This window comes from Flavobacterium microcysteis (genome assembly GCF_006385255.1).
Taxonomy (GTDB): Bacteria; Bacteroidota; Bacteroidia; order Flavobacteriales; family Flavobacteriaceae; genus Flavobacterium; species Flavobacterium microcysteis.
In genome coordinates this window covers 352,695-378,764 of record NZ_VFJE01000053.1, presented here as the reverse complement: position 1 = coordinate 378,764, position 26,070 = coordinate 352,695, and the positions used below count along the sequence as shown (strand labels likewise).

At 35.5% G+C, this 26,070-nt stretch carries 32 protein-coding genes; 15 read left to right on the top strand and 17 right to left on the bottom strand.

Going from position 1 to position 26,070, the window contains the following annotated elements; genetic code table 11:
- Positions 1–140: 140 nt before the first annotated feature.
- Both FJA49_RS08925 and FJA49_RS08920 read left to right on the top strand, forming a co-directional pair.
- On the top strand, positions 141–857 hold the full coding sequence (locus tag FJA49_RS08925; protein WP_140000643.1) for a MotA/TolQ/ExbB proton channel family protein: 717 nt from the start codon (positions 141–143) through the stop codon (positions 855–857).
- Positions 838–1,233 carry an ExbD/TolR family protein gene (locus tag FJA49_RS08920; protein ID WP_140000620.1) on the top strand — a complete coding sequence of 132 codons (396 nt, stop codon included), beginning with the start codon at positions 838–840 and terminating at the stop codon, positions 1,231–1,233. The genes FJA49_RS08925 and FJA49_RS08920 overlap by 20 nt, the downstream gene beginning before the upstream one ends.
- Before the next feature lie 94 nt (positions 1,234–1,327).
- Here the strand turns inward: FJA49_RS08920 and FJA49_RS08915 are convergent, their stop codons facing one another.
- The 4 genes from FJA49_RS08915 to FJA49_RS08900 form a co-directional block, all read right to left on the bottom strand.
- Complete coding sequence (locus FJA49_RS08915; RefSeq protein ID WP_140000619.1) at positions 1,328–1,843, bottom strand: hypothetical protein; 516 nt, start codon at positions 1,841–1,843, stop codon at positions 1,328–1,330.
- A gap of 53 nt (positions 1,844–1,896) precedes the next feature.
- Positions 1,897–2,577: a YiiX family permuted papain-like enzyme gene (locus tag FJA49_RS08910; protein ID WP_140000618.1), complete on the bottom strand. Its 681-nt coding sequence runs from the start codon at positions 2,575–2,577 to the stop codon at positions 1,897–1,899.
- A gap of 186 nt (positions 2,578–2,763) precedes the next feature.
- Positions 2,764–3,297: a hypothetical protein gene (locus tag FJA49_RS08905; protein ID WP_140000617.1), complete on the bottom strand. Its 534-nt coding sequence runs from the start codon at positions 3,295–3,297 to the stop codon at positions 2,764–2,766.
- 95 nt (positions 3,298–3,392) lie between these two features.
- Positions 3,393–4,034 (bottom strand): hypothetical protein, encoded by a 642-nt coding sequence (locus FJA49_RS08900; protein ID WP_140000616.1) that lies wholly within the window; start codon positions 4,032–4,034, stop codon positions 3,393–3,395.
- 211 nt (positions 4,035–4,245) lie between these two features.
- On the opposite strand from FJA49_RS08900, the gene FJA49_RS08895 reads away from it, so the two are divergent.
- Positions 4,246–5,538, top strand: a complete 1,293-nt coding sequence (locus FJA49_RS08895) for an Ig-like domain-containing protein (RefSeq protein ID WP_140000615.1) — start codon at positions 4,246–4,248, stop codon at positions 5,536–5,538.
- A gap of 45 nt (positions 5,539–5,583) precedes the next feature.
- On the top strand, positions 5,584–6,408 hold the full coding sequence (locus FJA49_RS08890) for a sulfite exporter TauE/SafE family protein (protein ID WP_233590096.1): 825 nt from the start codon (positions 5,584–5,586) through the stop codon (positions 6,406–6,408).
- 68 nt (positions 6,409–6,476) lie between these two features.
- Here FJA49_RS08890 and FJA49_RS08885 read toward each other — a convergent pair whose 3' ends face one another.
- Complete coding sequence (locus FJA49_RS08885) at positions 6,477–7,064, bottom strand: SH3 domain-containing protein (RefSeq protein ID WP_140000613.1); 588 nt, start codon at positions 7,062–7,064, stop codon at positions 6,477–6,479.
- A 223-nt stretch (positions 7,065–7,287) separates the two neighbouring features.
- On the opposite strand from FJA49_RS08885, the gene FJA49_RS08880 reads away from it, so the two are divergent.
- Positions 7,288–7,656 carry a hypothetical protein gene (locus tag FJA49_RS08880; protein ID WP_140000612.1) on the top strand — a complete coding sequence of 123 codons (369 nt, stop codon included), beginning with the start codon at positions 7,288–7,290 and terminating at the stop codon, positions 7,654–7,656.
- Positions 7,657–7,658: 2 nt separating this feature from the next.
- On the opposite strand, the gene FJA49_RS08875 is transcribed toward FJA49_RS08880, so the two are convergent.
- Positions 7,659–8,294, bottom strand: a complete 636-nt coding sequence (locus FJA49_RS08875) for an RNA polymerase sigma factor (RefSeq protein ID WP_158629471.1) — start codon at positions 8,292–8,294, stop codon at positions 7,659–7,661.
- A 179-nt stretch (positions 8,295–8,473) separates the two neighbouring features.
- Between FJA49_RS08875 and FJA49_RS08870 the strand changes: the two genes are divergently transcribed.
- The 5 genes from FJA49_RS08870 (at position 8,474) to FJA49_RS08850 (ending at position 15,042) form a co-directional block, all read left to right on the top strand.
- Entirely contained in the window at positions 8,474–9,505 is a 1,032-nt protein-coding gene (locus FJA49_RS08870; protein WP_140000610.1) for a FecR family protein, read from the top strand.
- A 35-nt stretch (positions 9,506–9,540) separates the two neighbouring features.
- Complete coding sequence (locus FJA49_RS08865) at positions 9,541–12,807, top strand: TonB-dependent receptor domain-containing protein (RefSeq protein WP_140000609.1); 3,267 nt, start codon at positions 9,541–9,543, stop codon at positions 12,805–12,807.
- A 139-nt stretch (positions 12,808–12,946) separates the two neighbouring features.
- A complete protein-coding gene (locus FJA49_RS08860; protein ID WP_140000608.1) occupies positions 12,947–13,882 on the top strand; it encodes a T9SS type A sorting domain-containing protein in 936 nt (311 codons plus the stop codon).
- Between the two features lie 66 nt (positions 13,883–13,948).
- Complete coding sequence (locus FJA49_RS08855; protein WP_140000607.1) at positions 13,949–14,689, top strand: hypothetical protein; 741 nt, start codon at positions 13,949–13,951, stop codon at positions 14,687–14,689.
- Positions 14,690–14,760: 71 nt separating this feature from the next.
- Positions 14,761–15,042: a hypothetical protein gene (locus FJA49_RS08850; RefSeq protein WP_140000606.1), complete on the top strand. Its 282-nt coding sequence runs from the start codon at positions 14,761–14,763 to the stop codon at positions 15,040–15,042.
- 87 nt (positions 15,043–15,129) lie between these two features.
- Here FJA49_RS08850 and FJA49_RS08845 read toward each other — a convergent pair whose 3' ends face one another.
- The 11 genes from FJA49_RS08845 to FJA49_RS08795 form a co-directional block, all read right to left on the bottom strand.
- Positions 15,130–15,618 (bottom strand): hypothetical protein, encoded by a 489-nt coding sequence (locus FJA49_RS08845; protein ID WP_140000605.1) that lies wholly within the window; start codon positions 15,616–15,618, stop codon positions 15,130–15,132.
- A gap of 20 nt (positions 15,619–15,638) precedes the next feature.
- Positions 15,639–16,295 carry a hypothetical protein gene (locus FJA49_RS08840; RefSeq protein ID WP_140000604.1) on the bottom strand — a complete coding sequence of 219 codons (657 nt, stop codon included), beginning with the start codon at positions 16,293–16,295 and terminating at the stop codon, positions 15,639–15,641.
- A gap of 5 nt (positions 16,296–16,300) precedes the next feature.
- A complete protein-coding gene (locus FJA49_RS08835; protein ID WP_140000603.1) occupies positions 16,301–16,837 on the bottom strand; it encodes a hypothetical protein in 537 nt (178 codons plus the stop codon).
- The gene (locus FJA49_RS08830) at positions 16,830–17,486 is read right to left on the bottom strand and encodes a hypothetical protein (RefSeq protein ID WP_199758377.1); all 657 of its coding nucleotides are present in this window, start codon (positions 17,484–17,486) and stop codon (positions 16,830–16,832) included. The genes FJA49_RS08835 and FJA49_RS08830 overlap by 8 nt, the downstream gene beginning before the upstream one ends.
- 2 nt (positions 17,487–17,488) lie before the next feature.
- Positions 17,489–17,923: a hypothetical protein gene (locus tag FJA49_RS08825; protein WP_140000602.1), complete on the bottom strand. Its 435-nt coding sequence runs from the start codon at positions 17,921–17,923 to the stop codon at positions 17,489–17,491.
- A 30-nt stretch (positions 17,924–17,953) separates the two neighbouring features.
- On the bottom strand, positions 17,954–18,586 hold the full coding sequence (locus FJA49_RS08820) for a hypothetical protein (RefSeq protein WP_140000601.1): 633 nt from the start codon (positions 18,584–18,586) through the stop codon (positions 17,954–17,956).
- Between the two features lie 41 nt (positions 18,587–18,627).
- On the bottom strand, positions 18,628–19,008 hold the full coding sequence (locus FJA49_RS08815) for a hypothetical protein (protein WP_140000600.1): 381 nt from the start codon (positions 19,006–19,008) through the stop codon (positions 18,628–18,630).
- 9 nt (positions 19,009–19,017) lie between these two features.
- The gene (locus FJA49_RS08810; protein WP_140000599.1) at positions 19,018–19,569 is read right to left on the bottom strand and encodes a hypothetical protein; all 552 of its coding nucleotides are present in this window, start codon (positions 19,567–19,569) and stop codon (positions 19,018–19,020) included.
- Between the two features lie 8 nt (positions 19,570–19,577).
- Positions 19,578–20,093, bottom strand: a complete 516-nt coding sequence (locus tag FJA49_RS08805) for an imm11 family protein (RefSeq protein ID WP_140000598.1) — start codon at positions 20,091–20,093, stop codon at positions 19,578–19,580.
- A 43-nt stretch (positions 20,094–20,136) separates the two neighbouring features.
- A complete protein-coding gene (locus FJA49_RS08800; protein WP_140000597.1) occupies positions 20,137–20,919 on the bottom strand; it encodes a DUF4261 domain-containing protein in 783 nt (260 codons plus the stop codon).
- Positions 20,920–21,018: 99 nt separating this feature from the next.
- Positions 21,019–21,426, bottom strand: a complete 408-nt coding sequence (locus FJA49_RS08795; RefSeq protein ID WP_140000596.1) for a 5-fold beta-flower protein — start codon at positions 21,424–21,426, stop codon at positions 21,019–21,021.
- A gap of 272 nt (positions 21,427–21,698) precedes the next feature.
- On the opposite strand from FJA49_RS08795, the gene FJA49_RS08790 reads away from it, so the two are divergent.
- The 5 genes from FJA49_RS08790 (at position 21,699) to FJA49_RS08770 (ending at position 26,043) form a co-directional block, all read left to right on the top strand.
- Entirely contained in the window at positions 21,699–22,448 is a 750-nt protein-coding gene (locus FJA49_RS08790) for a LytR/AlgR family response regulator transcription factor (RefSeq protein ID WP_140000595.1), read from the top strand.
- A gap of 183 nt (positions 22,449–22,631) precedes the next feature.
- The gene (locus FJA49_RS08785) at positions 22,632–23,174 is read left to right on the top strand and encodes a hypothetical protein (RefSeq protein ID WP_140000594.1); all 543 of its coding nucleotides are present in this window, start codon (positions 22,632–22,634) and stop codon (positions 23,172–23,174) included.
- Between the two features lie 32 nt (positions 23,175–23,206).
- Entirely contained in the window at positions 23,207–23,704 is a 498-nt protein-coding gene (locus FJA49_RS08780; protein WP_140000593.1) for a hypothetical protein, read from the top strand.
- Between the two features lie 100 nt (positions 23,705–23,804).
- The gene (locus FJA49_RS08775) at positions 23,805–24,944 is read left to right on the top strand and encodes a hypothetical protein (protein WP_140000592.1); all 1,140 of its coding nucleotides are present in this window, start codon (positions 23,805–23,807) and stop codon (positions 24,942–24,944) included.
- 130 nt (positions 24,945–25,074) lie between these two features.
- Positions 25,075–26,043, top strand: coding sequence for a S41 family peptidase (locus FJA49_RS08770; protein WP_140000591.1), 969 nt, complete (start codon positions 25,075–25,077; stop codon positions 26,041–26,043).
- Positions 26,044–26,070 lie beyond the last annotated feature (27 nt).

The following is a 26,070-nucleotide window of genomic DNA, read 5'->3' as shown; positions in this document are numbered from 1 at the left end:
AACGGAATTGGAAGCTTATAGAAAATACTATATTCTAAAAACTACCGTTATACTTTTAAAACTAAATAAAAAACTTATTTTTGTCTAAAGCAACAAATGCTTTATAAATTAAATAACCAAATCCCTGTATTATATTTATGATATTTTCAACAATTTTACTGCAGACTGATACCATTGCAAAAGCTTCAACGAATACAGTAATTGAGGGAATCGCCAAAAATGAAGAAATGAACCTGTTTAGCTTTCTGATGAAAGGTGGAGCATTTCTTATCCCGATTGTAATTCTTCTTTTTTATACAATCTACCTGATTTTCGAAAGATATCTTTCTATAAAAAAAGCAACCAAACAAGATTCGCACCTGATCAAGGATATCAGCATTCAGTTGAATTCCGGAAATATTAATGCAGCCCTGTCATTGGCAGAAAGATCAAATACGGCTTCTGGTAATATTTTAAGAGAAGGAATTCTAACTATAGGTAGGCCGATTTCTGAAATTGAGTCGAATATGGAAAGAGCTGCCAATATCGAAATTGGGGAAATGGAAAAAAGGATGGGACATTTGGGACTTATTGCCGGTATCGCACCGACTTTAGGTTTCGTTGGAACGATTTCTGGAGTTATCAAGATTTTTTACAGCATTTCGCAAACAGAAGATATCAGTATCGGAAATATTTCCGGCGGTTTGTATGAAAAGATGATCAGTAGTGGTGCCGGACTTGTAGTAGGTATTATTGCTTATGCGGGCTACCACTTATTTAACGGGATGATTGATAATTTTTCTTTAAATGTCCAAAAACAGATTTTGGAGTTTGTAAGTATAATTCAAAGACCTAACGATGGCTCTAAAACGAAATAGAAGATTTCACGCGGAAGTAGCAACTTCTTCCTTAAGTGATATTATGTTCTTTTTGCTGTTGTTTTTCCTTATTATCTCAACACTGGCAAACCCGAACGTAATCAAGATGACGTTGCCTAAAACGCAGCAGAACGACAAGACAAACAAACAGCATATCACGCTGTCGGTTTCTGAAGAAAAACAATACTATGTCGATAAACAGAATGTTGCTTTTAATGAACTGGAAGCGGCACTGCTGACAAAAATGGGCGATGCTAAAGACCAAACGGTAATTGTGAGAATTCCTTATAATTTACAGGTACAGGATTTAGTAGATTTACTCCAGATAGGTGTTAAGAATAATTTGAAATTTGTGATTGCCACAGATAAAAAATAGAAAATAAAAGAAATAAAAAAACGCTTCGGGAAACCGAGGCGTTTTTTGTTATACTTCAAATGCTGTTTATTTGATTGATGAAATCACTTTATATTCAATATCCTTCTCTGTAAACTTTGATAGGAATTCCATTGTCATTAAAAAGATCTTTTAGACGATCTAATTTTTCATAATCGTCATTCTTTAATTTGTCTTTGCCGAAACTTGAAGAAAATGTCTTGCAATTATAACAGAATTGAATGTACTCAAACACATTTCCGGCCTTATCGAAAAATAAGATTGCATATCCGGTTTCTGAACATTTTCCTTTACCGATTATATTCTCCTCGATGCTTTTTGAGAAAATAATATCTGATATTTTTGGATATTCCGATTTTTTTAAATTCACGAGTTGTTTGAATTCTCCAATATTTATTTTACCATTTGTTTTTGGTATTTCACGACATTCAATTATAGATAAGGAGTCATTTACAAATTGCAAATTCTCAAATGAAGCAATCATAATTGAATTTGCCTTTGTAAAAGGATAGTTTAAAGCATCTCTTTTAGATTGCCCTATAACTAAATTACAAATAAAAAATACAATCAGAACAGATAGCGTACGATTCATAAATTTTGTTTTAAGCTTTGTTGTATAATGGAAAGAAGTATTCTGTCGATTCGTTAATTTGATTTTATTGTTGTCAGAAGCTCACTGTCAAAAATTGCTGCTGGAGAAATTACAGTTTCTCCCATTGGAATCTTATCACCATAGCGCTCTTTCATAGTTTTTTTGACAACTTCATTTGTCATATCAAAGTTGCGAAGCTTTTCCAGTTTGCCTATTTCAATACCGGTCGCACGTTGATAGATTTTCCAAATGAGTTCAGAACAATAAATTTTGTCGTCAGACCATTCAAAAGTCAAATCATAGCTTTTACCTATAAAACTGTCACCAACTTGTTTCATTTTTTTTAATGCAAGAGGAGTTAATACTTGCCTGGCTTTTTTAAGGCGTTTGATTACAAATTTTCCCTCTTTTCCCCGAGCAATCCATTGGTCAAGTGGAGTACGCGTAACGGGTTGTATTGCTTCAAAAACATAAAAATCCTTACCCTTTTTGTAGATAATCCCACAGTGGGAATATTTCGATTTTGTTGCAAGTTGAATGGCTTTGCTTTGACTTGAAAGCGAAGTTTGAAAAATAAGGTCGCCATTTTCTATTTCGTTATTGTCGGCAAGTTGTTTTACTTCTGCTTTAGCATTTTTAATTCGGTGTGTTGAGCCGTAAAGTTTTTGTTTGGCGAAAAACCCGCCTAAAATTAACAAGCCTAAAAGCCCGAATATAATTATTCCTTTTTTCATAAGGGTTTGTTGTTGTATAGACGATTAGGTTCTCAGAATGACTTTAAGATTGTGAATCATTGTTATCAGTGTTGATGCCTCAATTAACTCAAATAGTTTTTAATTAACCCAGGTTTCTATAGTTTTGATTCTTATCCATCTTTCATAAAACCAGTAACATATTTCGTTACTGTTAGCTGAAGCAAATTAATTGATCCACTCACAATATTTTCGTATTATTTCCCAATTAGAACCTTTCTTTTCAAAAAGATACAATGTTGCTCCGCCACAAATCATACTACACTTGTATTCTTCATAGAAAATACAATACTTGCCATTTCTAAAGAAAATAGGATGTGAAAATGTGAATAGATTTACTTCTGACTCTTCAATAAACTCGAATTTGCCTTTCGATCTGATTGTGTCATCACTAATCAAGTTGACGTTTGGCAAGTCCTTCGCTGTCCATTTTTTTAAAGAATCGTTTGCAAGCTCCATTTTCAAATAGTTTAGCTCTTTTGATGTAAAGAACTTTCTGTCTGTCTCTACTTCCTTAAAACATTCTAAAAGATCAACACCTTTTGACGATTCGGTTACATTTGGGATGTATGCAAAATCTTTTAAAAACTCTTTAATAAGAAGCTCCGTTTCTTTCTTTGAGTCAAATACGGTTTTGGGATATTCTTTCTTATTGCAACCTATAATAAGTAGAAAGAGCAATATATATAGTGTTTTTCTCATCGTTTTAAAGGTATTAAACTAATAACGGCATTGCTATAATTGAATTGTATCTCTATTCTTTTTTGAGTTAGAGATAAAAAATCTTAATGCTCTTGTCAATACCTCTTTTTAGGCATATTCAACACCTCTTGTCCACAATCTATGAATTCATTGTCGTTCAATGGTTTTAAGCCAATTTCAATTCTTGCTATGTTAGTTGCTTCTTTTGTCTGAATACATGGCTTACCAAACTGTGAACCATAAAAAACCCTTCTTTGCTTTTTGTTGGTGCTGTTCAACCAGTAATATTTATCTAAAACCGAAGCAAAAAAAGCGTTGTCAATATTTCCTTTGTTGACTTCTTTTAGAAATAAATCAAAATATACTTTTTCGTTCACAAGCCTATGTGGATTATGCAACAAAATTGCAGCAATAGCAGCCTCAACACATTCGTGTTTCATGTTTCTTTCTCCTAATAATGCTTCCGTCGGGTAGCCATTCTTAATAATAAAGTCAACCATATTAGAAAAATTGGTAGAGTCAATTTTAGGCATTAATTCCTTTTTGTTAAAGCTCAGTTTGTTATCCCTGATACCTTGATCAAAGCCATACATTTTGCATAACTCAAAAGCAAGACTGTCTTGCTTAAAAGTATTTTCAGAAATTGGAATGTTTGTTTTGGTAGTGTGTTTTCGGCTACAGCTAAAAATTAGAGTTGACACTATAATAAATAGAAGCAGGGTCTTGAAAATTTTCATGAAAATAGTTTAAGGTTTACGAATATAAATAATTAAGAGATATAAGTATGAAATTATCTGTGAATGCAATGATCTCGTGTCGATGGGAGGATAGACTACAGCTCATATTTTAACTAAGATTGATAATTATTTTAGTAAGTTTACGAAGACAAAAAGGCTTTATAAACCTTTGGGAATACAGACTAAATATCACAGAAATACAAATTAAAAAATGAAAAAATTACTCCTGCTACTTTTGACAATGACACCACTAGTAAGCTTTAGCCAACAGATTATAGCGGATGATATTGATCGTTTTTGGAATGCTTATGACAAAATTGTTGTAGAAAAGGACTCGCTAAAACAACTGGATTTAATCAAAACATTGTATATAGACAAGGCGACTCCGGGTTTAGGCGGGATTATGAAAGCAAGACGATATACTGCTGAAGAATTTGTGTATGCCATCAATCATTATCCTAAATTTTGGAATTCGGTACGGAATAATACCTTAAAATCTAAAGAGTTTTCAAAAGAGATTAATGAAGGCGTAGCAAAACTAAAAGACATTTATCCGGATTTAAAACCGGTGAATACCTATTTTGAAATCGGGATTTTAAGAACAGGGGGAACAACAATGGACGGTATGCTTTTGATAGGAAGTGAAGTCGCTTTGACAGATAGATCAGTAGTTACAGAAGAATTTGATAAAAAATACCCGCACCTGCGTAGCTATTTTGATACAGAGCCTATCAATGATGTGGTATTTCTGAATGTTCACGAATACATCCATACACAACAAAAAGAAACTATTGGGAACTCTCTTTTGTCACAAACCATAATGGAAGGAGCCGCTGAGTTCTTAGCTGAAATTTCGTTAAATGTAAAATCCCCGAATCCTCAAATCGAATTCGGATATAAAAATGAAGAAAAAATAAAGCAGGAATATGTAAAAGAAATGTTCTCCTCAAATATTTATAACTGGTTAATGAATAGCCCTGACAATCAGTTTAAGATGAGGGATTTGGGGTATTTTGTAGGTTATGCCATTTGTAAGAGATATTACGAGTTAGCTCAGGATAAAAAACAGGCCGTGAAAGAAATGATTAATCTGGACTATAACAATGAAACAGCCTTGATAAGTTTTGCTGAAAAGACAAACTATTTCGACAAGCCGCTTTCTTTTTATAAAGCCGAATTTGAAAAACGTATACCAACGGTAGTTGCTATTTCGCCTATCAAAAATGGAAGCAAAAAAGTAAAATCAGGAAAAACCCAAATTACCATTACATTCTCTCAACCGCTCAACGGACGCAATTCAGGAATTGACTTCGGGCCTCTAGGAGCTGATTATTTTCCAAAACTAAGTCCTAACAGGGTCTGGTCTGAAGATAAAAAATCCATAACACTTGAAGCCGACTTAGAACCAAACAAACACTACCAATTTGTTGTGGACAAGACTTTCAGAAATAATGAAGGAATTAGAATAAAGCCTTATCTGGTTGAATTTACAACCAAAAAATAAGGACTTTGTCCGTATCTTTGGAATACCAATTAATATTTTTTCATTTTGGAGTTATTTCTTTTAGTATTGGCCGGTTTTATTATCGGAACTTGTGGAACGCTAATCGGAGCCGGTGGCGGTTTTATATTGGTACCGCTTTTGTTGCTTTTTTATCCGGAGTTGCCACCTGAAACCGTTACCGCAATTTCTATGGCTGTAGTGGCTGCAAATGCCATTTCAGGATCAGCTGCCTACGCAAAGTCAGGAAAGATTGATTATAAAGCAGGCGTTATTTTTGCGCTGTTTACGATTCCAGGTTCTATATTGGGCGTGTTTACGGTGCAGTATATCCCAAAAGAATCGTTTAATATTATTTTCGGGGTCTTGCTTCTTGCATTATCGGTATTTCTTTTCTTTAAAAAACAATCAGAAAAAAAACTAGTGCAAGATGACGACAGTCAGCAAAAAGGACTAAAACACCGCAAGTTGGTTGATAAGATGGGCACAATTTATCAATACAGCTATAACCAGCGTAACGGTATTATCATCAGTATTGTAGTAGGTTATATGTCACCACTTTTGGGTATAGGTGGCGGAATAATCCATGTACCGGCCATGGTGAATTGGCTGCATTTTCCGGTTTATATTGCAACCGCAACCTCGCATTTTATTCTGGCAGTAATGTCAACTGTGACGGTAATAGTGCACGCAATTAATGGTACCTATAACGATCCGACGGTATTAAAAATGGTAATCTGTCTTGCAGGAGGAGTAATTCCAGGTGCACAATTAGGAGCCTATTTTTCGCATAGGGTTAAAGGAACCAATATTATTAAAGTATTGGCGATTTGTTTGGCGTTGGTAGGGATTAGGATTTTGCTTAAAAACTAGATAGCTAATAAAAACAAATTAACTATATCCCAAATATATTCTCTTTTATTAGTCCTCTAAAAAAGTAATTATTTTATAATTTCTATATTTTCAACTTTCACATATCCGAAATTCTCACTTTTTGTAATCGATACAAAAACCCATCCGTCAACTACACTTCCGAGTATTTGGCCGTAATCTGTCTTGTGAAGTTCTTGGATGATATCATAAGTTATACCTGGACCGTTTCTAAGATTCAGTTTAGCCCCTTTGATCATAAAAAATGAACCTTTTTTGATTGCGTCATAATTCTCTGTGTATGAATCATAATAATTGTCTGTGCCTGAACTCGAACCGTTATAAAAATTATTAGTAGATATTGTCTTTTTTGTTTTGGATTTCTTTATGGCAGGCTTCCTTGAAGTATAATAAGTAGTTTTGCTATATGGTTTTGAAGAGGTCGAGAATCCACATACACCGCATGAACCACCACTATTACAATATTTACAGCCACTACATGTTGTGCATGCGGTACAAGATGCACTCCCTGTACAGCGACCTCCTTTTTTTGTGTCGCAACATGAAGCAATTAACCCTCCTTTCTGTGAGTATGCAGAATGAATTGAGAAAAACAAGAATAAACAATAAAGACCTTTTAAGAAGTTTGTGCCTTTCATTAGTTTAGAGGATTAGAAATAAAAAAAATCCACATAAACTTCCTTGAAAAAGTAGTTTATCTGGATTTTTAGTTTTTAGCAAAATGTGGCTTTTGCTTGAGTCAAATATAATAATTTTTTAACATAATTGATGTTTAATTAAAAAAATTAAAGGGTTTGTGTAAGAAGTTTATAAGAGGATTTGGTGATTTTTTCATAAATTAGTTATCTAAAACCTACCACAATGAAAACAACACTACTCACATTATTTCTTTGTGTTACTTGCTTAACTGCAAAAGCACAAACTGCCAAAGAACTTATTGGCAAATGGCAACTCGTACGATACATGCATAACGGACAGGAAAAAGACATCAAAGATTTCTTTAAGACGGATCAGGTGTATCAGGTATTTTATGAAAACGGCAAATTTGAAAGTCTTATTGGCGATGAAGTACACAAAGGAAAGTGGAAAATGTCAAAGGACAATCAATACCTGACGCTTACCTCAACGCTGATTCCGGTAAAACTTCATATCGATCTTTTTAAGGATGGAAAACGGATTACGTCTTATGAATCCATATGGACCTTTGAGCACAAGAAAATAAATGATTGATATTACTTCATTAGGCTATACCATATAGCCAAAGCACCCATATTAATTGTTTTTATTTTCTGCATCGTATCTCCTTCCTGCAACATTAAGGACACTTTTTCACGTATAATACTAATGGCAGTATACATTCGGTTGTATACTGCTTTTTCGTCAATGTTCAACAGCTTCGCTGTTTCTTCAGTTGATAAATCATCTTTCCATCGGTGATTAAAAACCTTTTGGGTCAACTCTGGCAGGGTAGCAATGATTTCGTCAATCAGAGTATAAATTTCCTTTTCCTCTATTTCTTCAGAAATATGACTATAGATTAAGGTTCGGGAAAGCAGATCGAGTTCGTCTCCTATGCTTGAGAATATTTTTCGAGTCATATTAGCACGGATATAATCCAGCACCCTGTAAGTAAAAAAATGCAAAAGATAATTCTTTGCATTTCCTTCCGCATTCGTTTTTATCTGTATCGGATTCAGCCAAAACTGAGCCCAGAATTCCTGAGTGATTTCTTCCGTAATTTCTTCACTGCCTACACGATTATAGGCCCATCGATAAAGCAACGCCGCATAACGATTGTAAAATTCATAAAAAGCCGCCTCGTCTTTATTCGTAATCCTGTCTATAAGGATTTGATCTGGAGTTTTCATAGGGTTGTTTTCTACATATTTTGTAGATGCTGAATAAGAAGAACACCGCAAATGTATCATAAAAATGAACCTCTCAATTTGATAAAAAAACACTTAACATATTAGTAATGTTTTCATAACGAGTATCGCCAAGAAATCGGGAACACTGATTACGATTATCTATATAAGAACAAAATAATATGAACAAGAAGCTGAATAAAGAAGAACAAGAGAAAAAAAAGCTGATTTGGTTTTTGTGGCTGCATGATTATTTCCACAGATATTATAACGGACAGGCATCTGAAAAAGAAATCCAGAGTATTAAAAACTGGAATCCTGAAAAATCAGAAAACACTCCATTTGAAGCTTCCGAAAGCCAGATAAAAAATGGCGTTGAAAAGGTCTGGGAGTCATTATCCTCTCAATACGGGTTTGGCGATCCGGCTCGTCGGCCGATAAAAGTTTTCAGATTGCAAAAACTAATGCCTTATGCAGCGGCTGTCGTCGTGATGTTGATGACTTCTGTTACGGCCTACCAATACAATACCTATGGCACGTTCCAGAGTCTTGGGTGTTTGTTCTCAAAAGAGATGGTGTATCAGACAGGCAAAGGAGAAGTAAAAAAGTTTACACTACCTGACGGTTCTTTTATTACGCTAAACGGAAACACTACTCTGGCTTTTGTAAAAAATGAATTTAACGACATCAAAAGAGAAATCTGGCTAGAAAACGGAGAAGCATTTTTTGAAGTAACTAAAAATCCACAGAAGCGTTTTATCGTCCATTCCCAAGATGCCGATGTAGCGGTAAAAGGAACTTCCTTTAGCGTAACGGCATATAAAGAATTGCATAAAAGCAGCGTAGCAGTCAGGACGGGTAGAGTTGAGGTATTAAGAGAGAATCAAAAAATCTGCGTGCTGGTTCCTTCACAGAAAGTAGTCATCGATAAAAAGAAAAATGCGGTCAGCTTATCAGAAATAGAAACTTCAACAATTGCTACATGGCGACAAGGAAACCTGACGCTCAACCATTCTGATGCGGATGAATTAATCCTTAGAATGGAACAGCATTTTGATATTGAAATCATAGCACAACCAGACCTGTTGAAGGACATGAGCTTTAGTGCCTCTTTTGAAAAAGAAACTTCCCTAAGCAATGCGCTGGATATTATTTCAGACATCTACGGCATACGCTATACCATTAAAAATAATACAGTAACCCTTTACAAATAATTACAACAACTTCAACAACAGCACTAACGAACATTATGAAAAATTGGTTCCTATTTAAAACAATATTGCTTTTAATTTTTACGCAATCTCTCTATGCCCAGCAGGATGTATCCTTTCCTGAAGAAACTCTGGAATCACGAATCATACGTATAGAAAAATTAGGCGACATCAGCATTGCCTTTGACCATAAGCAAACCGGAACAGTAAAAGTACCGGCCTATTCTGCAAAAAACCAAACCTGGGAAAAGGCATTGGAAGCCTCTCTTTCAGGGACTTCTTTTATACTTAAGAAAAATGGCAACTCCTATGCAGTTGTTCCAAAACCGACCTCTGTAAAAAAAATTGGAGCCGTAAAAGGAAAGATAGTCGATGAATTTGGCCTTGCTTTGGCAGGAGCCAATGTAGCAGTTGCCGGAGCAAAGGCAGGTGCGCAGGCTGATAGCAATGGAAATTTTTCATTGTCATTAGAAGAAGGCATCAACAATCTGGAAATAAGCTATATTTCTTATCAGACCAAGCGAATTACAGGAGTCGTAGTAAAAGCCGGTGAAGTAACAGACCTGAATGTTGTCTTGAAACCGGATGCATTAGGATTGGATGAAGTAGTAATCACATTAGACTACAACGATGCTTCAGCTCAGGGATTGCTCATGCAGCAAAAAAGAGCTCCACAGATGAGCGACGGTATTTCTTCCGAACAGATTGCCAAAACACCCGACAGCGATGTAGGGGCAACTTTAAAAAGAATTACCGGGATTACGACAATTGACAACAAATATGTGGTCGTGCGTTCTATGGGAGAACGCTGGAATACTGCCGCAATGGACGGTATCAATTTGCCAAGCACAGAAGCGTATAACCAGAACTTTTCATTTGATATCATTCCTACGGCTATGGTAGAAAGTGTAGTAGTAAGCAAGACAGTTACTCCCGATATGAATGCCAGTTTTGCTGGAGGTTATGTGGAAGTAAGAACAAAAGATATTCCGGAAAAGGATTTTTTCTCTTTTAGCTGGGGCAGTTCCTATAATACCGAATCTACCTTTAAAGATTTCCAGTCTCGGCAAAGAGGTGAATCTGATTATTTTGGCTATGACGACGGTACAAGAGATTTTCCTAAAGGTCTTATTTCTACCTCTTGGAACAATCCTGTGTTTTTTGAACAATCCAAACGTTTTAAGAACGATAACTTCACTACCTATAACTCAAAGGCAGATCCGAGTTCCAGTTTCCAGTTAGCGATGGGACGAAACTTTAAAATGAAAAATAATAACAAATGGGGTTTTGCAGCAGCAGCTACTTTAAGAAATGAGCAGACAAAATTGGATATTGAACATACAGGACGAGGAAACTGGCTCGACAATACGGCCTTAGTAAGCAATTGGAAGCAAGCAGGTGTAGCACCTGTAGAATTTTTCAACTTTCGAAACAAAGGAGCGTCTTACACTTATACTTCCACAGTAGCGGCGATGTTTAATACAGGACTTCAGTTGGGCAATAACCGTCTATCGTTCCGTAATTCTTATACGCATCTTTATGACAATACGCTTACGAGGACTACAGGATGGAATGAATATACAGGAGGTAGCGGAATGGCAAGTGCGGCTGAGGGTGCTTATAATTATTTCTATCATGGAATCGTACCGGACAATGACGATAGAAACATTCCTGGTTTAGATAAGCCTTATACAGATAATGTCAATTATCCGGTATATCAGACATTGATACAGAACAAACTTGAAGGAAGTCACAAAATTGGAGGATTAGAATTTAATTGGTTTGCAGCCAGAACTAGTGTGGCCTCAGATACCAAGGATATGACACAGAATATAACCTATTATAGTTTTATTGGTAGGGAAATCATGGAATACCACCAGATATATAACTCCGGGAATAATTTTACAAGAGCCTACATAGAAAACAGAGAAACCGACTACAATTATGGAGGGTCTTTAAAATGGAAACTGGATATTGGAGATTTTAAAAATGATATCAAAGTAGGATATGCAGGTACCTTGAAAAATAATACCAACCAACAAGAAAAGTTTTTCCTAAGAGTAGACGAAAATAGGGATGTACCCAATAGTGACAGAAACTCCTTAGCCATTTATGGCCCACTTAGCGATTGGTTTGATGGCTCAAAATATGTACCTGGCGGTATTGGGTGGCAAACGATGCCAATCTATAAAGATTCAAAATATGAAGGCGAAGTGAAACAGCATGCACCTTATTTTATGTTTGACAATCGTTGGACAAATAAACTAAGGCTGGTATGGGGTATGAGAGCAGAGTACTTTAAATATACGCTGATTTCTCAACAGCTAGATCCTGCCGACTCAAGGAATTTACTAAAAGAGCCTATCCACGATAAGACTTGGCAGTTTATGCCTTCGGTTAACTTTACTTACAGCCCTATAAGTAGTATGAATCTAAGGCTGGCTTATAGCAAAGCAGTAATTCGTCCTCAGTTTAATGAAAGAACAGGATTGCCGTATATCGATCCGGTAGCCAATGCGATGATCTATAATACCGAAATGACATCTTCAGTAATCAACAGTTATGATTTTAAATTTGAATGGTTCCCCAACTTGGGTGAAATACTGTCGGCGGGCATATATTACAAAGATATTGACCGACCTATAGAACGCGAAGGTTATATTTCTAACGAAGGAAACCTCTACCTCTATAACGGAAATTCAAATAATGCAAAACTGGTAGGATTTGAAATGGAGCTAAGAAAGAATCTAGGTTTTATCAATAATAACGCCATCCTTAACAGCCTTTTCATAAGTGGGAACTTTACCTATAACAAGACACAAGTTACTGCTTACAAAAACAGATACGAGACAGGTGATACCTATAAGGTAGACAGGCCATTGTATGGACAAACGCCTTATGCCTATAACCTGGGTTTGGTTTATGAAGGTGATAGGTTAGGAGCCAGCTTTTTATACAATGCCAAAGGTGACCAGTATATAACAGTAGGTTATTCTTATAATGCGGAAGAAATACAGCGTCCTTATGCCGTTGCAGATATGCAGATTGCCTATAAGTTTTTAAAGAACAAAAATCTTGAGGTAAAATTCCATGTCAAAAATCTTTTTGATCGTGTAAAGGAATACTATAACAATTACAATTCCTATTCGGTTGTACGCGGGGTAGGGAGTGATTATGCTACAGAAAGAGAAAACTTAGCGCTTTTACCAGGCTCGACCAGTAAATACGACAAAGATATTGACAAGATTATTTTCCGTGCCCGTACCGGAAGGACTTTCGGAATGAGCATTAACCTAACTTTTTAAACGGCCTGCCTATGAAATAAACCCAAAACACGGCACTATAATTTAAAAATAAAACCCGATTCCTGCCTTTACTCGGCTCAGGCAAGGAATCGCAAAAGATAACAGAAGCGGAGAAACTACAACACTTAACAATACAAAAATGAAAAATTTATTACTATTAGCGACCTTATTGGTTACCACTGTTTTTTACGGACAACTTCCAGTATGGGTCAATTCTTTTGATTCTCCAGACGATATGATAGGATGGACATTCCATGACCTGAATGCAAACGGAAACAAATGGGTTCAAGGACAAAATATTTACCACAATGGAACTTCTCTTACCTATGGCACATCTGGAGTATTGCGTTTTTCTATCAGTAATGTACCATCAGGAAATGCAACCGGTTTTGCTACAGAAAATGACTGGGTGATTTCTCCGGAAATTGATTTGACATCTGTTTCAGGAACGATTACACTTGCAGCTTATATAGGCAGGCAAAGGACGACACATTTAACCTTAGGTAGATTTTTGTATATATATACCAGTACACCAGAAAAACAAGTGCCTGATTTGTCCGATTTTCAGTCAATGGCTTTAGATGGAGCAGGAGAGCAGATAGCTTATCCGTATACGATAATTGCAGGTGAAGGAGTAAATCATCCGTTTCCTAGTGATTTGACACAATTTGTGGAAAGTCTTGTGGATATTTCTGCATTTGCTGGAAAAAAGATTTATATAGGTTTATGGTCAAACCGAATTACTTCAGGTCCGACTTCCGGTCAAAACGTACAAAATATTAATATTGATGAAATGGGTATTTATGTAACACCATTAAGTACAAAAGACACTGAGAAAGGTCTGAATGCTACTAAAATTATGCAAAACCCTGCAATGTCAGAATTGGTATTGGAACTTAATCCGTCACTTTCAGCAGAACAGACAACAGTTAAAGTATATAATATGATGGGGCAAGAAATTATGACTGCGCCTTTCAATACACGTACTGATGTTTCATCCTTATCTGTTGGTACCTACCTGATTACGGTAACTGACGGTACTACGGTTGAGAAACTTAAGTTTATCAAGAAATAATCAATTACTCAAAAAATCCCGCAACCAGACACAGTTGCGGGAAATAAAATATAACCCAGATTGATTATGAAAAAAGCGATAGTATTTATAATAGGGCTGCTTATTTTGACTGCTTGCGAAGCAGAACTTACCAATTCTATTGATGCGGCTCAAAAACCGGCTCGTGTAAAGATTAAAGGATATTCCAGTCCGGATGCCGTACAGCTGAGGTTTAACGGAGAACCGGTTTTGATAAACCAACAGGGAAGTTACAGAGGAAACATAGAAACTACCTTGGAATTTGTCATAGACAAAGATGAAAAAAATTATCTGGGTATTTATAACAATGAAATCGGAAACGAACTGGCAAACTATGAAATTACGTACTACAATAGTGACCAATACAAGGAATTGTACTTTTTTAACCTTCCCGGGATTTTTCTAAAAACGTATGCTGTAAAGCCTACAGTAAATATCGGAAGAGTAGGCTTTGTATTCCTTTTTCCAAACCTTGGAGAATTTTCAGGTTCTGAACTGCAAACAGTAAAAGGCGTACTAAAAAGAGAAAATGGGGCGGTATTGGCAGAGTTTCCAAACATAGGAAAAGAAAACTTTTCCGAACTCAAAATCTATAGTTTCTTTAGTAATACGGCTCCTGTATTTTTAGAATTGTATAAACCGGGAACAACGGAACCTTATGCTAACTCCGGGCCAATACGCGTACAGATAATTCAAACTGTTGGAGCCAACATGATTGTATTGCAGGAAAAATTAGAAAACGGGAATTTGGTTGTCAAAGGTGATATCGATATTGCAGATTATCTTTAATCTGTCTTGCAGGCAACTGCTAAAATAAAATAATTGTCCAGGCAGCCAATGGCTGTTCAAATAGTGTACACATGATAAAAATAGATGCCAAAGACCATGAACAATTGGTAGAGGCTTACGGCAGATACAAAGAATACCATAATTTATATGGAACCATAACTATTTCTGAAGAACAAGATCAGGAAATCAGAAATAAAGCATCAGAGCTTCAGGGAACTTACGATTATTATAAGATATTGATACATGAACTGGAACGATGTATTGGCAGCTATCATATGGCCAAAAATTCTTTAAAATCAAAAATATATTCGCCAGCCAGAAAAATGAGTACCATAAAGAAAAACCAGAAATAGTTTTTTCACCTTGTTGTTTGTAGCCCCGGTACTAGTATCGGGGTTTTTTGTAGTTGTTTTTTAAGGGAATTGGATAGTGTTTTTCACTTATATTTCGTCTTTCCACCATTTGTCCTCGTCAGGGTATCCGTATTTTTTGGTGTCAATTTTCCAGCCAGTATTGTCTTTTTTCAGTACAAATTGTTCTTTTTTGGCTATCGCATGCTCAAAATAGGTTTCTACAACAGCACGATTTTCCGATTTCATTATAAGACTGATTTTTGTCTTCGGATCGCTTAGATATTCATATGCAGTTGGTTTCCCAAATGAGCGTGAATCGGTGTAGGGCTTTGTGCTGATTGGTGCAATTATTTCTTTACAACGTTGTGCATATTCATCCCATAAATCCTCTTCGTCAGGATGTGTCTGATTGGGAGAAGCTCTTTTCTCTTCTAAAATCTGATAGCGATCATATATTTCCTGTTCCAATGCGTCAATTAGTAGTAGATTGTTAATCAAAAAGTCCACTATTTCATTAGCCAAATGTTGGAATTTTTCTGATGTTTGGCTTACGTCAATGTTCAATTTTTTAATCATGTTCTTTTTTAAATGATTAATTATTGTCTGTTTAAAATTTCTGCTTCACTATCCGATAAAATTCTTTTTTCGTCAAGGAAATAATCGTCTCCTACTGCCGTAGCTTCAGATAAAATGGCTATGGCTGTTGAATGGGTTTTTGCTTTTGTCTCATTCCAGCATTCTGCTAAAAACAATTGTAATAAATCAACTTCCGTTTCATAAAATTCTTCCAGATCAAATTCTTCAAAAGAATAGAAATCGGATTCGTTGTCTCGATTAATTTCATCCCACAATTCAGAGAACAGATCAAATAAGAGTCGGTTCGTGTCGCTAAAATGAATGTCATATTGAGGATAGTTTTCCGGATTATAATCCGTTATCACATTCGGCTCTATTTTTAATGAAAAGTACTGGCACAAATAGTAGTAAACACGAAAAGCTGTCACTTCCCCGTTGAGCTGTTTTTCTTTTTCAAATCCTTTGGTCTGGGCAAAATAAAACCGTTCTATAACTTCATTTTTCACAGGATTTAGCACAAATTCCGGATATATTCTTTCCCATTCTTCGTGCAGGAATTCAAGTACTGCATCATTATTACCATCATCCACATTCTTTTTCTTTGCGGAGAGATATGTAGTGCCCATTACATTCCAATGGTTTTTCAATAACTCGGATTGTATATCGTATTGTTCCATTATTTTTAAATGAACTGGTTATCCCATTTATCAAATTTTGTATTTCCTGACATTTCATCTGCGATTGAGGCGCACCATTTAAAATTACATTTCATACATTCATAAACTGTATACTCGTAATAACCATCGCTACCCGAATCTATTTTGAGTAAATCCTGAAAATTGGGATTTTGCCCGTATTTATACCGAAGATCGCATTCGCAGATTAAACCCGAAAGTTTCACTTTTTCAGTGTCAAATTCAATCTTTTTTGCTATTTCTATGAGTTGTCCTCTCATGCGATAAGGGTTGACAATGCTATGCAGTCTTCCCATAAAAGGTAATGTGGCAATTGCCTTTTGAGACTGAATAAATGTGTACAGAGTGTCAAAATCAAAATTTTCTTTTGCGGCTTCTGTTACTACTAATGTCTCAAAGCTGTTGAGTATTTCTCTGTATTGTTTTAATTGTTCGAATGCATCTTCAATCGTATCAAAACGTTTCCAATCATACTGAATCAGCTGAGTGAAAAAATCGTTTATATTCAATACTGTCTTATCCATTTCCAGTTATCAATTTTGAGATACGTTCCGAATGAGGAATGTTTATTTTGTTAAGTACTTTTCGAATGTTGATTTCAAATTCATCTTGCTGTTTTCTGATGTTTGACAGCTGATTTTTCAAGTCTGTTTCGGATATTGAAAAAAAGCTTTTGATGTTTTTAAGATCTTCGGGTGTGGATTCCGTATAGTCTGAAAATTCAATCATTCCATTGTTTCTTTTGTAGAAAATCCAGGGATGTCCAATCCAGAGCTGTATCCAGTTGTCGGTAGCCGTTTCAAAAATTTGTTCCCAATCTTTTGTAGTTCCAATATCTCCACAACACATGGGTTCGATACGGAAGTTATCGTTTTCCTTTACAACAATTCCTCCGGATAATTTGCCTATCTGTTCTTCAAAAAAATCCCATTCTATATCTTCGAGCTGTTGCTGTAAGATGATTTCCAACTCTGTTTCATTGATAGTAGCAATGTCCACTAAAAAAGAACCATTTTTAATAGTTTTTAAGTTGTTCAGATGGCTGTCTGAAATGCTTTTCAACCAATACGCATTCCATTCATCAGGATAGTCTGTTGCACTGCCTTTAGGAGATTCATACTCGTTTTTGGCAAAGTCATTAGGTTCTATTTCGATGGTGAGAATGAGTTCCATAGTTAGTCTAATCTAAAAAACATAATATAAAATAACAACAACAAAGCCAAAGCAAAGGGTATTACGATGAGGTATTTCCCTTTTTGTGCTACTTCTTCTTTTTGTGCCAAAGACATGGCTTCGTATTCTTGTAATGTTTGTTCAAAAAAACTTTTTCTGCTTATCATTCCAAAAGTGAACAGATAAAATAATCCAATGGATAAAAGTCCTACTACTTTACCTATGAATTTTGAACCCAATATAGTTATCGTTTCAAATGTAGCATCCGAAAGACTGTCGGATATAAATTCTAAATTCCATAAGGCGTAATCAATAATGAATATCAAGGCAGTTCCAGCCAGTACCATGGAAGTTCCTTTTTTAGCAAGTTGAGTATCTTTTCCTCTACTTTCAAGGTCAAACATATTGTACCAAAGGATTTTTTTTAAATAAATCATAAATCATAAATCATAAATCATAATTTTTAATTATCTAACTCCCACCCAATTTCTATCCAAATCACTATAAGGGTAAATATTTATCATTTTCAACATATTTACAAAACCTTTATGCCCAAACATCTCTACTGTAGCCAATTCTTCCTCAAAAATTTCATGACATAGAAGCAAATGATGTTTTTGTTTTCCAATTTTAAACTCTTTGTAAATATCGAAAATGATGTATTTGTTTCCGCCATTATCGTCTTTTAACTGACATATCTCAAATGGATTAAAATCCTTTTTTGATGCTACACCAGCAATCTGCGTAAAAGTATCACAAATGCGTCTTTCAATTCGGTTGAATTCTGTTGGTGGTTCCTGTTCTGGGTTATTATAGGCCTGTTTTGTAAAAGCGATTAATTCATACGTGCCTTTTTTATTCTTTGGGCCTTTTCCGTCAGGGTTAATTAATTGCATCGTTGTAAATCCGGTACCGGATATATGATTTGGAAAATAATACATATCAACAGCTCCAACAGTCATGTCGCCAATAGTTCCGAATGGGATTATTGAAAGCCCGATATTTTCGGCCGAAACCCCTAAAATGGATTCTATTGATTTTAGCTTTAAATTGTGGTATTCAACATATTGCTCATTTGTAAAGTTTTGTTCTTCTTTCATTTCTTGTTTCAATGTTTATATGATTTTTCTTCAACCAGAATTTAACCTACCACTGTGTCATCAATAATTTCCCATTTTTTCATATCCAATATAATTTCTGTAGAACCAAATTTTAGTCTGCCAATAATTAATTCCCAGGTACAATTTTCTTCCTCATTTTCGGGCAACGTGATTTTATGTATACTGACAGGCATTTTATAGTTCACCAATTTTATATCGTCTGCATGGAATTCTTCAAGCTTTGTCCTTGCAAAAGTTTTGTAATCGTCTAAATGAACAGTTAGTAATTCCAATAAAAAATCAATTTGCGCTGATTTCAGCTTTGTAATTTTAATGGTATTTTCATTTCCGCCGTGTATTCTTAATTCTTTATTGATGGAAGACAAAAGTTTCTTTAGTTCCTCCCTTTTTAAATCAGCCATTTTTATTGATTAATGTGTATAATAACGAATTACCGATTGATTTTTGTTGATTTCAACGTAGTCAGACGAAACAAGTTCGGTACCGCAATCCAGTTCTTCAATTGAGAAATAAGTAGGCATCGTGTTTTGTGTTTGGCTTCGGGCCTCTTCCCAACAGCCTACGAACCAATCTTCATAAATTTCATTTTTTTCTTCGTTGTATTCGTCCATCATGTCTTCCCATTCATCTGTGTCGTCTTCCAGATTTTCTTCCAACTCGTCCATTTCATCCATTACATCTTCTGATTTTGAATGGTATTCATTCAGTTCATTAAACAAAAGACTGATAGGTTCCGTAATGGTTAGGCCTCTGGCATTGGAACCGAAAAACACTATTGAAAACCATTCGTGACGGTATTCGAAATTAAAGGAAGCAATATCGCTTTTTTCGTAAGTAGGCAACATCGTAATGGCTGTTCCGTTGAGTATTTGTATAAGCTCTTCAGTAATTTTAGGACTTTTTGCTTTTAATGTTGCCTGCAACATTGTATTCAGTTCTTTGAGTTCTTTTAACTGTTCCATTTTTATTTTTAATACATAGGATATTTATCTGTCGGGACAAACCGGAATCCTTTCAAACCATATTCAGTTATTTTATTTTTCAGCACTTCGCTTACGGTTACGCTATGTAACAGGTTGTGAATGGTAAAAATGTCTTCATTGATGCTGTCTTTTTTGACCACTAATTTCCGTACACGGCGTATTTTTTTATCACTCAGCATAAACAAGTCCGATTGTTCATAATCGACACAATCGATTTCTTTATTGATTTTCATCAAGTAGATTTCCATCGATTCTTCCCATTTGGTGTGGTACACTGTTACCGGTATAAATTCCAAGTGCGGAATGTTTAACGACAAGAAAAAATCTTTGGCTTTGGCAGAAATACCGTAATGTCCTGAAATAAAATCAGTGTCGAATTCACCCTGATAGTAGGTTTTTGGAAAAGGTTTGCCTTCCATTGCCCGTTCTAAATTGCCATCGGCTTCCCAGCTTACATATTTATCTCCGGGATCAATGTCATGTTCTAGGATATAGTAAGGCATTGTTTGCTTTTTTTAATTAGGAGTTCAATTTAAATTACGAATTTTATAATTCCAGTTTAAACGATTCTCCTTCTACAAATTTCCCTTTTGACTGTGTTATTTTGATTTTCTGCTCTGCTGTATAACCTAATGTCTCACCACTTTTAAAGGTAACATTACTGTTAATGACATAACCACAAATTTGACTTAAAAAGGTGTGCAATTCTCTCAAACTCATAGGTGCGTTTACAAACTCCATTTCCAGTTTGTCAAAAGCGGTCAATCCGTATGAATAGGCACTATTCGTCTGTTCTCCTCTTCGAATACCGATGTAAATCCACAGATCGAGAGGGATTCGGTCCGATTTTAATGCTTCTGCACTATCAAGATATTGTGCTTTTGGGATAAGTAAGGATTGAGTGCCTTGGTATACTCCAATACAATTGCTCGTTGCAAGAATAGCCGTTAGTACTTTTGTCAAAACCGCAAAGCGCTCTTTAGCGGTATTGTTGTTTGATAATATAGTTACAAGGGCATGTACATTGTGATTTTCAAGATCTTTTACTGCAGTTGGCCAATTATAAGCATATTGTGCAGTTCCTTGAATGTCGCCCATTGGAATTTGTGCAGCTATTGTTGCTAATACTACTGTTTCGCCCTGAATAGAAAAACTTGCTGACTCTGCAGATTTATCGATATCCGTCACGTCAATGCCCCAGTCCGATTTGAGGTACGCTATTATCTTATCGACATCAAACCTTTCATCATTGTTAAACATTGGCATTGCAAGTAATAAGTTGCTTTTAGCAGTTTCTTCCTGTTTTTCTTTCTTTTTAAAAAATCCCATTTATAGTATGTTTTAATAGTTTATTTCGTTTTGTAATATTCAAAAATTAAGTGGCTCCAAAATAATTTTCTCTAAAAAAGTAGGAGCTTTTGTAAACGGTTATAACTTAAAAAAGAAATATACAACCGCTACCCATTCTTTTTTGATTCCTTTGGCATGACCAATAGTACTGCGGCTGGAATTCTCAACCGTTCCATCATCTTTGATATAGCCTAGAGTGGAGCGGCTGCTGTTTTCTACGGTTCCATCGCTCTTTACATAACCAACTGTAGATCGGCTTTTGTTTTCGATGGTTCCATCACTTTTAATATAGCCAATGGTGCTTCGACTGCTGTTTTCAATGGTGCCATCGCTTTTAATATAACCCACCGTTGAACGGCTGCTGTTTTCAATAGTTCCGTCACTTTTAATGTAGCCAATAGTGCTACGGCTACCGGATTCGATAGTTTGTGCCTTGGTAATTGTAAAGCTTACTAAAGCAATGATAAGGAGTGCTGTTTTCTTCATTTCTTAAAAATAGTGTTATAATTATAAATATACTTTTTTATTTTCGGCTAGTTGTTGTTTACTTTCCTGAAAAATCTTCAGAATGACTCAAATATAGAGGAAAGAAAAGTCAATATGCTATTAAATTAAGCAACGTAGCTTTTTTGGGTATTAACGTTGAATAGCTGAGGTTAACCGTTTTGAATAGAATTTTCTGGCAGCTGATATTTTTTAGTTGATTAGGTTTATAAGTAACATTTAAAATTGCTTATATTTACGAAAACTAGAATTATATGCTACGAGCCGTTGTCATTGATGATATTGAGCGTATTAGAAAAGAAAATATCGCGATTATAAAATCAAATTGTCCGAACATTTCAATAATCGGGCAGGCAGAATCAGTGGAGTCGGGGGTGAAATTAATAAAGCTCACTTCACCTGATCTTGTTTTTCTTGATGTCGAGATGCCTGACGGAACTGGCTTTGATTTGCTCCAGAAACTAAAACCAATTCAATTTAAGGTCATTTTCATCACGGGCTATGAGGATTTTGCAATCCGGGCATTTCGCTTTTCGGCTATTGACTACCTATTGAAGCCGCTTGACTCAATGGAATTGGTAGATGCTGTAAAAAAAGCCCAGGAATCATTCGGCAATGAAATCTTCGATACAAAACTTAATAACCTGTTTGCTAATATCGAACGCCCAAAGAATCTCCAAAAACTGATACTCAAAACGGCGGATAAAATCTATTCGGTCAATATTCAGGATATCGTAAGCTGTGAAGCCGATAAAAATTATACAACCTTTAATTTTATCAATGCACCAAAGCTTATTGTTTCTACCAATCTCAAAGAGTACGAAACAATGTTGGTGCCTTATAATTTTTTCAGAACTCACAAGTCGCATCTCGTCAATATGGCCTATTTTGACCATTTTATAAAATCAGATGGAGGTAATACGCTCGTAATGCAAAACAAGCTTACGGTGCCTTTATCAGTGCGCAAAAAAGAAGAATTCCTTTTGTTACTTGAAAACCTATAGGATTCTTTACTGCTAAAAAACATTTCTTCTTTCATTACTAACGATAATCCTGCAAAAGGCTACGCAGGTTCATTGGTTAAAATTTTCATTTCTTTTTGATTTAGTATTGCAATGCAGTTCTGGAATGGTCTGATTTCCAGTTGCTGCACAAACTTAACTTAATTACAACCTAAATCAATTTAAATGAAAACAACAGTACGCATTTTTGGAATCTTTATCATTTTGTTTGTGTTACTCGCAAGTTCTGCGTCAATCTGGAGATCTCAGCGAGATAAGGATGAACTTCGCGAAAGTCAGGAATTGATTGCTCAGGCACAGCAAAGCCTTACCTTAATGAAAGAAGAAGTCAAGAACATGACGGGCGAATCGAAATTAGAAATGGAAAATCAAATTGCTGAAGCAGAATCAGGTATTAAAAAACTTCCGTCTGAATCTACTTTTACAATTGTTCAGGTATTGTTTGGGGCTTCTATGGTTTTATCAATAGTATTTGGAGTATTTCTTTTCCGTCCGAATTTGAAATCGTCAAAGACGTTACTTGTAATGTCTATTCTGCTTTTACTAGCCACTTATTTTATTTCGCCTGACATAGAAGGAGGAAAATATTCAGGGTTTTCAAACAGAACATTGGCACTTATTACAGGAATCCCTCTTATTGTTTTAGCGCTATTTGCTTTCTGGATTGCAAAGAAAAAGAATGTAGAAAGCTTGCGTAATGGCCGTTAAAAAAATCAATAACTGTTTAATATAGTAAACCTATGAAACTTAAAAATGTAATGTTTGGGCTGGTTATTGCACTAGCGGTATCCTGTGGGTCAAAAGAAACTAAAGATAACAATGCAGCTACTACTGACAGTACTGCAACCGAAGCAACTGAAGTAAAAGCTCCGGTATCAGTAAAAGAAACCCTGACAAAAGTTTGGGTATTAAATGATATTGATTACAATGTGGGCCTTAATGCAGCCAAGGACAAAGAAGCATACAAAGCACAACTTGAAAAAGTGTTGGCTGACATGAAAGGGAAAAGCGAATTAAACCTTAGTGCTGACGGAAAGGTGACTGTTGAAATGATGGATCATACCAATACGGTCAAAAATTACACTGGCAAATGGTCACTTACTGATGAGGACAAAACCTTAAACGTAATGCCAGAAGGTGCATTGGATCCATTTCAATGGACCATTTGGGAAATTAGTCCGGAAAGCTTGTCGTTATTGATAAATAACACGACGATGAAATTTGTTCCTAAAAAATAAAACAACAACATCTTACTTAATTCATTGGTGAGCCACAACCGAAAGGTTGTGGTTTTTTGAGATGATTTAAACTTTTAAGATCAATAAAATACATCTAAAAATGAAAAAAATCCTATTAGTCATGCTTTTGGCCATGAGTGCTACAAGTCATGCACAACTTTCGGCCTTTATCAACGGGAAGGCAATCAAAGAAGGAGCCAGCGTCTCTAAAAATGATCTAGCATCGTTGCAGGTTGGTTTTAAGAACCCGAAAAAAGTCACCATTATTTCTGGAGTGAGCGTACTGTACGTTCAGCTTCTTGATGCAAATAAAAAAAATATCCAGACTTTTTATCTCCAAAAAGATGGGTATGTTGCCATTGATGATTTTTTTAAAAGTAACACACCAACAAAAAAATTTAAAGTATTTGGTGAAGACGGTTTTTTGGGTGATGGTAATACGCTTGATTGGACATTGTCATCAGCTGTTGGGCAAGAAACCCAGAAAACGATACAGGTAAAAGTCGGATTGTATGTTGCTGAAGAAACAGGCTACAGACAATACGGGCAACGTGTAAATTTGTTAGAACCTATGACATTCAATGTGCCAATTTGGGATGCAAAAAATGTTACTATGCCATTCCTTGAACTTGCAATCGATAAGACCAATATAGCGGGTGATATGGATACCAAGCAAAACGGGATGTTAGGCAGAGAAGGAACTGAGATTGGGTATCAGCTTAGTGAAAAGGGCAAGATATGGTATACGGCTTTTGCTCTTAATAGTGATAAATATCCAGGTCTGAATGCTAAAGAAGTGGCAGACGATTTTATCCATGCAGGAACATACTATGCTAATTATAACCAGATGAATGATAAAAGACCATTTAAGGATTATGATATTGGGAAATATACATTGCCTTGGGACCATATCAACAATTTGCTGGATTCGAAAAACAGGCTTTCTAAGCTTTCATATCGTGTCAACAAAGCAGTCAAGAATAGCAACCTGATGAATATGTTTGAAACAGTTACTATCAATGGTATGAAAGGTTATGCATTCAAAACCAATACGGATGAGCGTGAGCATATTAATGCGACCGATTGGACTCCAAAAGGCAACTTTGTTATTTATATTCTGGAACATCCAACTAATCCAAAGCTGACTCTTATCATTTCAAGCTCTGTGAAAAATAACGGAAATACTCTGGAAGAGACTGATGCCCTTCTCCAGACATTTATCAATAGCATCAAAAAATAATAATAGTAATAGTAAAAGTTTGTTTAAAACCGCAGTTGCCAACTGCGGTTTTTTATTTTATTAAAACACTGGATAGTGCTTTATTGTTATTTTTGTTAAGACAACAAACAGAGATTTTATCGATACAATTATGATTAGACATTTTTTTCTCATCTTATTCTTTAGCTCGTTTGCTATGTATGGGCAAAATTCAGCAAAGCCAAGCAAAGAAAGCCTTAAATTGAAAGAGGAAATTTTTCAGATTATAAAAGAAAATGCTTTGTATACAGACTCTTTGGATTGGAAGAAAATTAATGACGAATATGAGACAGTTGCATTAAGCGAAAATGATTCTGTCAGTCAGAGTATATTGTTTAAGTTTTTTACTGAAAAACTAAGACAGGCAGGAGATCATCATTCTTTTTTTGTTTCAAAGAAGACGATGACAGCCAAAAAGCAAATTACCAATCATGAGCAACCTAAAGGAATGTATTTGGGAAATCATATCGGATTGATAAAAGTACCACGCTGTGTGACATTTGATGCTGAAAAAGACCTGGCATTTGCCAATACGATACGGGAAGAAATTAAAAATATAGATAGCACAAACGATATTACCGGATGGATAGTTGACTTGCGTCATAATTCCGGAGGCAATATGTGGCCCATGCTTGCAGGTTTGAATGCACTTATAGAAGATGGTGAAGTAGGTTACTTTGTTTATCCTGCGTCAAACTATAAAATGCCATGGTTAAGCGAAAACGGATCAATGCTTTCTCAGAAATCAAAAATCAACGATTATAAAATAAAAGACAGGCAGCTAAAAATTGCCGTACTTATAGATTCGTTGACAGCAAGTAGCGGAGAAATGACGGCTATTTCATTCCTTGGACTTCCTAACGTAAAAACATTTGGGCAACCATCAGCAGGATATACCACATCAAATGGTACGTTTCCTTTATCAAACGGTTCACATTTGTATTTGGCAACAAGCCATGCGGCTGACCGAACAGGAAAAGTCTATAGAGAGAAAATTTTTCCGGATATAACCGTTGAAGACAATTCAAACACCAAAGAAGACGAGGTAATTGAAGAAGCAAAGAAATGGATAAGGCAATAATCGTAATAAAGCCATTATAAAAATAAG

Excerpts from the sequence above, each read along its gene's own strand:
- FJA49_RS08920 (WP_140000620.1), top strand. The coding sequence starts at position 838 with ATGGCTCTAAAACGAAATAGAAGATTTCACGCGGAAGTAGCAACTTCT.
- FJA49_RS08915 (WP_140000619.1), bottom strand. The coding sequence starts at position 1,843 with ATGAATCGTACGCTATCTGTTCTGATTGTATTTTTTATTTGTAATTTA.
- FJA49_RS08910 (WP_140000618.1), bottom strand. The coding sequence starts at position 2,577 with ATGAAAAAAGGAATAATTATATTCGGGCTTTTAGGCTTGTTAATTTTA.
- FJA49_RS08905 (WP_140000617.1), bottom strand. The coding sequence starts at position 3,297 with ATGAGAAAAACACTATATATATTGCTCTTTCTACTTATTATAGGTTGC.
- FJA49_RS08900 (WP_140000616.1), bottom strand. The coding sequence starts at position 4,034 with ATGAAAATTTTCAAGACCCTGCTTCTATTTATTATAGTGTCAACTCTA.
- FJA49_RS08895 (WP_140000615.1), top strand. The coding sequence starts at position 4,246 with ATGAAAAAATTACTCCTGCTACTTTTGACAATGACACCACTAGTAAGC.
- FJA49_RS08885 (WP_140000613.1), bottom strand. The coding sequence starts at position 7,064 with ATGAAAGGCACAAACTTCTTAAAAGGTCTTTATTGTTTATTCTTGTTT.
- FJA49_RS08880 (WP_140000612.1), top strand. The coding sequence starts at position 7,288 with ATGAAAACAACACTACTCACATTATTTCTTTGTGTTACTTGCTTAACT.
- FJA49_RS08875 (WP_158629471.1), bottom strand. The coding sequence starts at position 8,294 with ATGAAAACTCCAGATCAAATCCTTATAGACAGGATTACGAATAAAGAC.
- FJA49_RS08870 (WP_140000610.1), top strand. The coding sequence starts at position 8,474 with ATGAACAAGAAGCTGAATAAAGAAGAACAAGAGAAAAAAAAGCTGATT.
- FJA49_RS08865 (WP_140000609.1), top strand. The coding sequence starts at position 9,541 with ATGAAAAATTGGTTCCTATTTAAAACAATATTGCTTTTAATTTTTACG.
- FJA49_RS08860 (WP_140000608.1), top strand. The coding sequence starts at position 12,947 with ATGAAAAATTTATTACTATTAGCGACCTTATTGGTTACCACTGTTTTT.
- FJA49_RS08855 (WP_140000607.1), top strand. The coding sequence starts at position 13,949 with ATGAAAAAAGCGATAGTATTTATAATAGGGCTGCTTATTTTGACTGCT.
- FJA49_RS08850 (WP_140000606.1), top strand. The coding sequence starts at position 14,761 with ATGATAAAAATAGATGCCAAAGACCATGAACAATTGGTAGAGGCTTAC.
- FJA49_RS08845 (WP_140000605.1), bottom strand. The coding sequence starts at position 15,618 with ATGATTAAAAAATTGAACATTGACGTAAGCCAAACATCAGAAAAATTC.
- FJA49_RS08840 (WP_140000604.1), bottom strand. The coding sequence starts at position 16,295 with ATGGAACAATACGATATACAATCCGAGTTATTGAAAAACCATTGGAAT.
- FJA49_RS08835 (WP_140000603.1), bottom strand. The coding sequence starts at position 16,837 with ATGGATAAGACAGTATTGAATATAAACGATTTTTTCACTCAGCTGATT.
- FJA49_RS08830 (WP_199758377.1), bottom strand. The coding sequence starts at position 17,486 with ATGGAACTCATTCTCACCATCGAAATAGAACCTAATGACTTTGCCAAA.
- FJA49_RS08825 (WP_140000602.1), bottom strand. The coding sequence starts at position 17,923 with ATGATTTATTTAAAAAAAATCCTTTGGTACAATATGTTTGACCTTGAA.
- FJA49_RS08820 (WP_140000601.1), bottom strand. The coding sequence starts at position 18,586 with ATGAAAGAAGAACAAAACTTTACAAATGAGCAATATGTTGAATACCAC.
- FJA49_RS08815 (WP_140000600.1), bottom strand. The coding sequence starts at position 19,008 with ATGGCTGATTTAAAAAGGGAGGAACTAAAGAAACTTTTGTCTTCCATC.
- FJA49_RS08810 (WP_140000599.1), bottom strand. The coding sequence starts at position 19,569 with ATGGAACAGTTAAAAGAACTCAAAGAACTGAATACAATGTTGCAGGCA.
- FJA49_RS08805 (WP_140000598.1), bottom strand. The coding sequence starts at position 20,093 with ATGCCTTACTATATCCTAGAACATGACATTGATCCCGGAGATAAATAT.
- FJA49_RS08800 (WP_140000597.1), bottom strand. The coding sequence starts at position 20,919 with ATGGGATTTTTTAAAAAGAAAGAAAAACAGGAAGAAACTGCTAAAAGC.
- FJA49_RS08795 (WP_140000596.1), bottom strand. The coding sequence starts at position 21,426 with ATGAAGAAAACAGCACTCCTTATCATTGCTTTAGTAAGCTTTACAATT.
- FJA49_RS08790 (WP_140000595.1), top strand. The coding sequence starts at position 21,699 with ATGCTACGAGCCGTTGTCATTGATGATATTGAGCGTATTAGAAAAGAA.
- FJA49_RS08785 (WP_140000594.1), top strand. The coding sequence starts at position 22,632 with ATGAAAACAACAGTACGCATTTTTGGAATCTTTATCATTTTGTTTGTG.
- FJA49_RS08780 (WP_140000593.1), top strand. The coding sequence starts at position 23,207 with ATGAAACTTAAAAATGTAATGTTTGGGCTGGTTATTGCACTAGCGGTA.
- FJA49_RS08775 (WP_140000592.1), top strand. The coding sequence starts at position 23,805 with ATGAAAAAAATCCTATTAGTCATGCTTTTGGCCATGAGTGCTACAAGT.
- FJA49_RS08770 (WP_140000591.1), top strand. The coding sequence starts at position 25,075 with ATGATTAGACATTTTTTTCTCATCTTATTCTTTAGCTCGTTTGCTATG.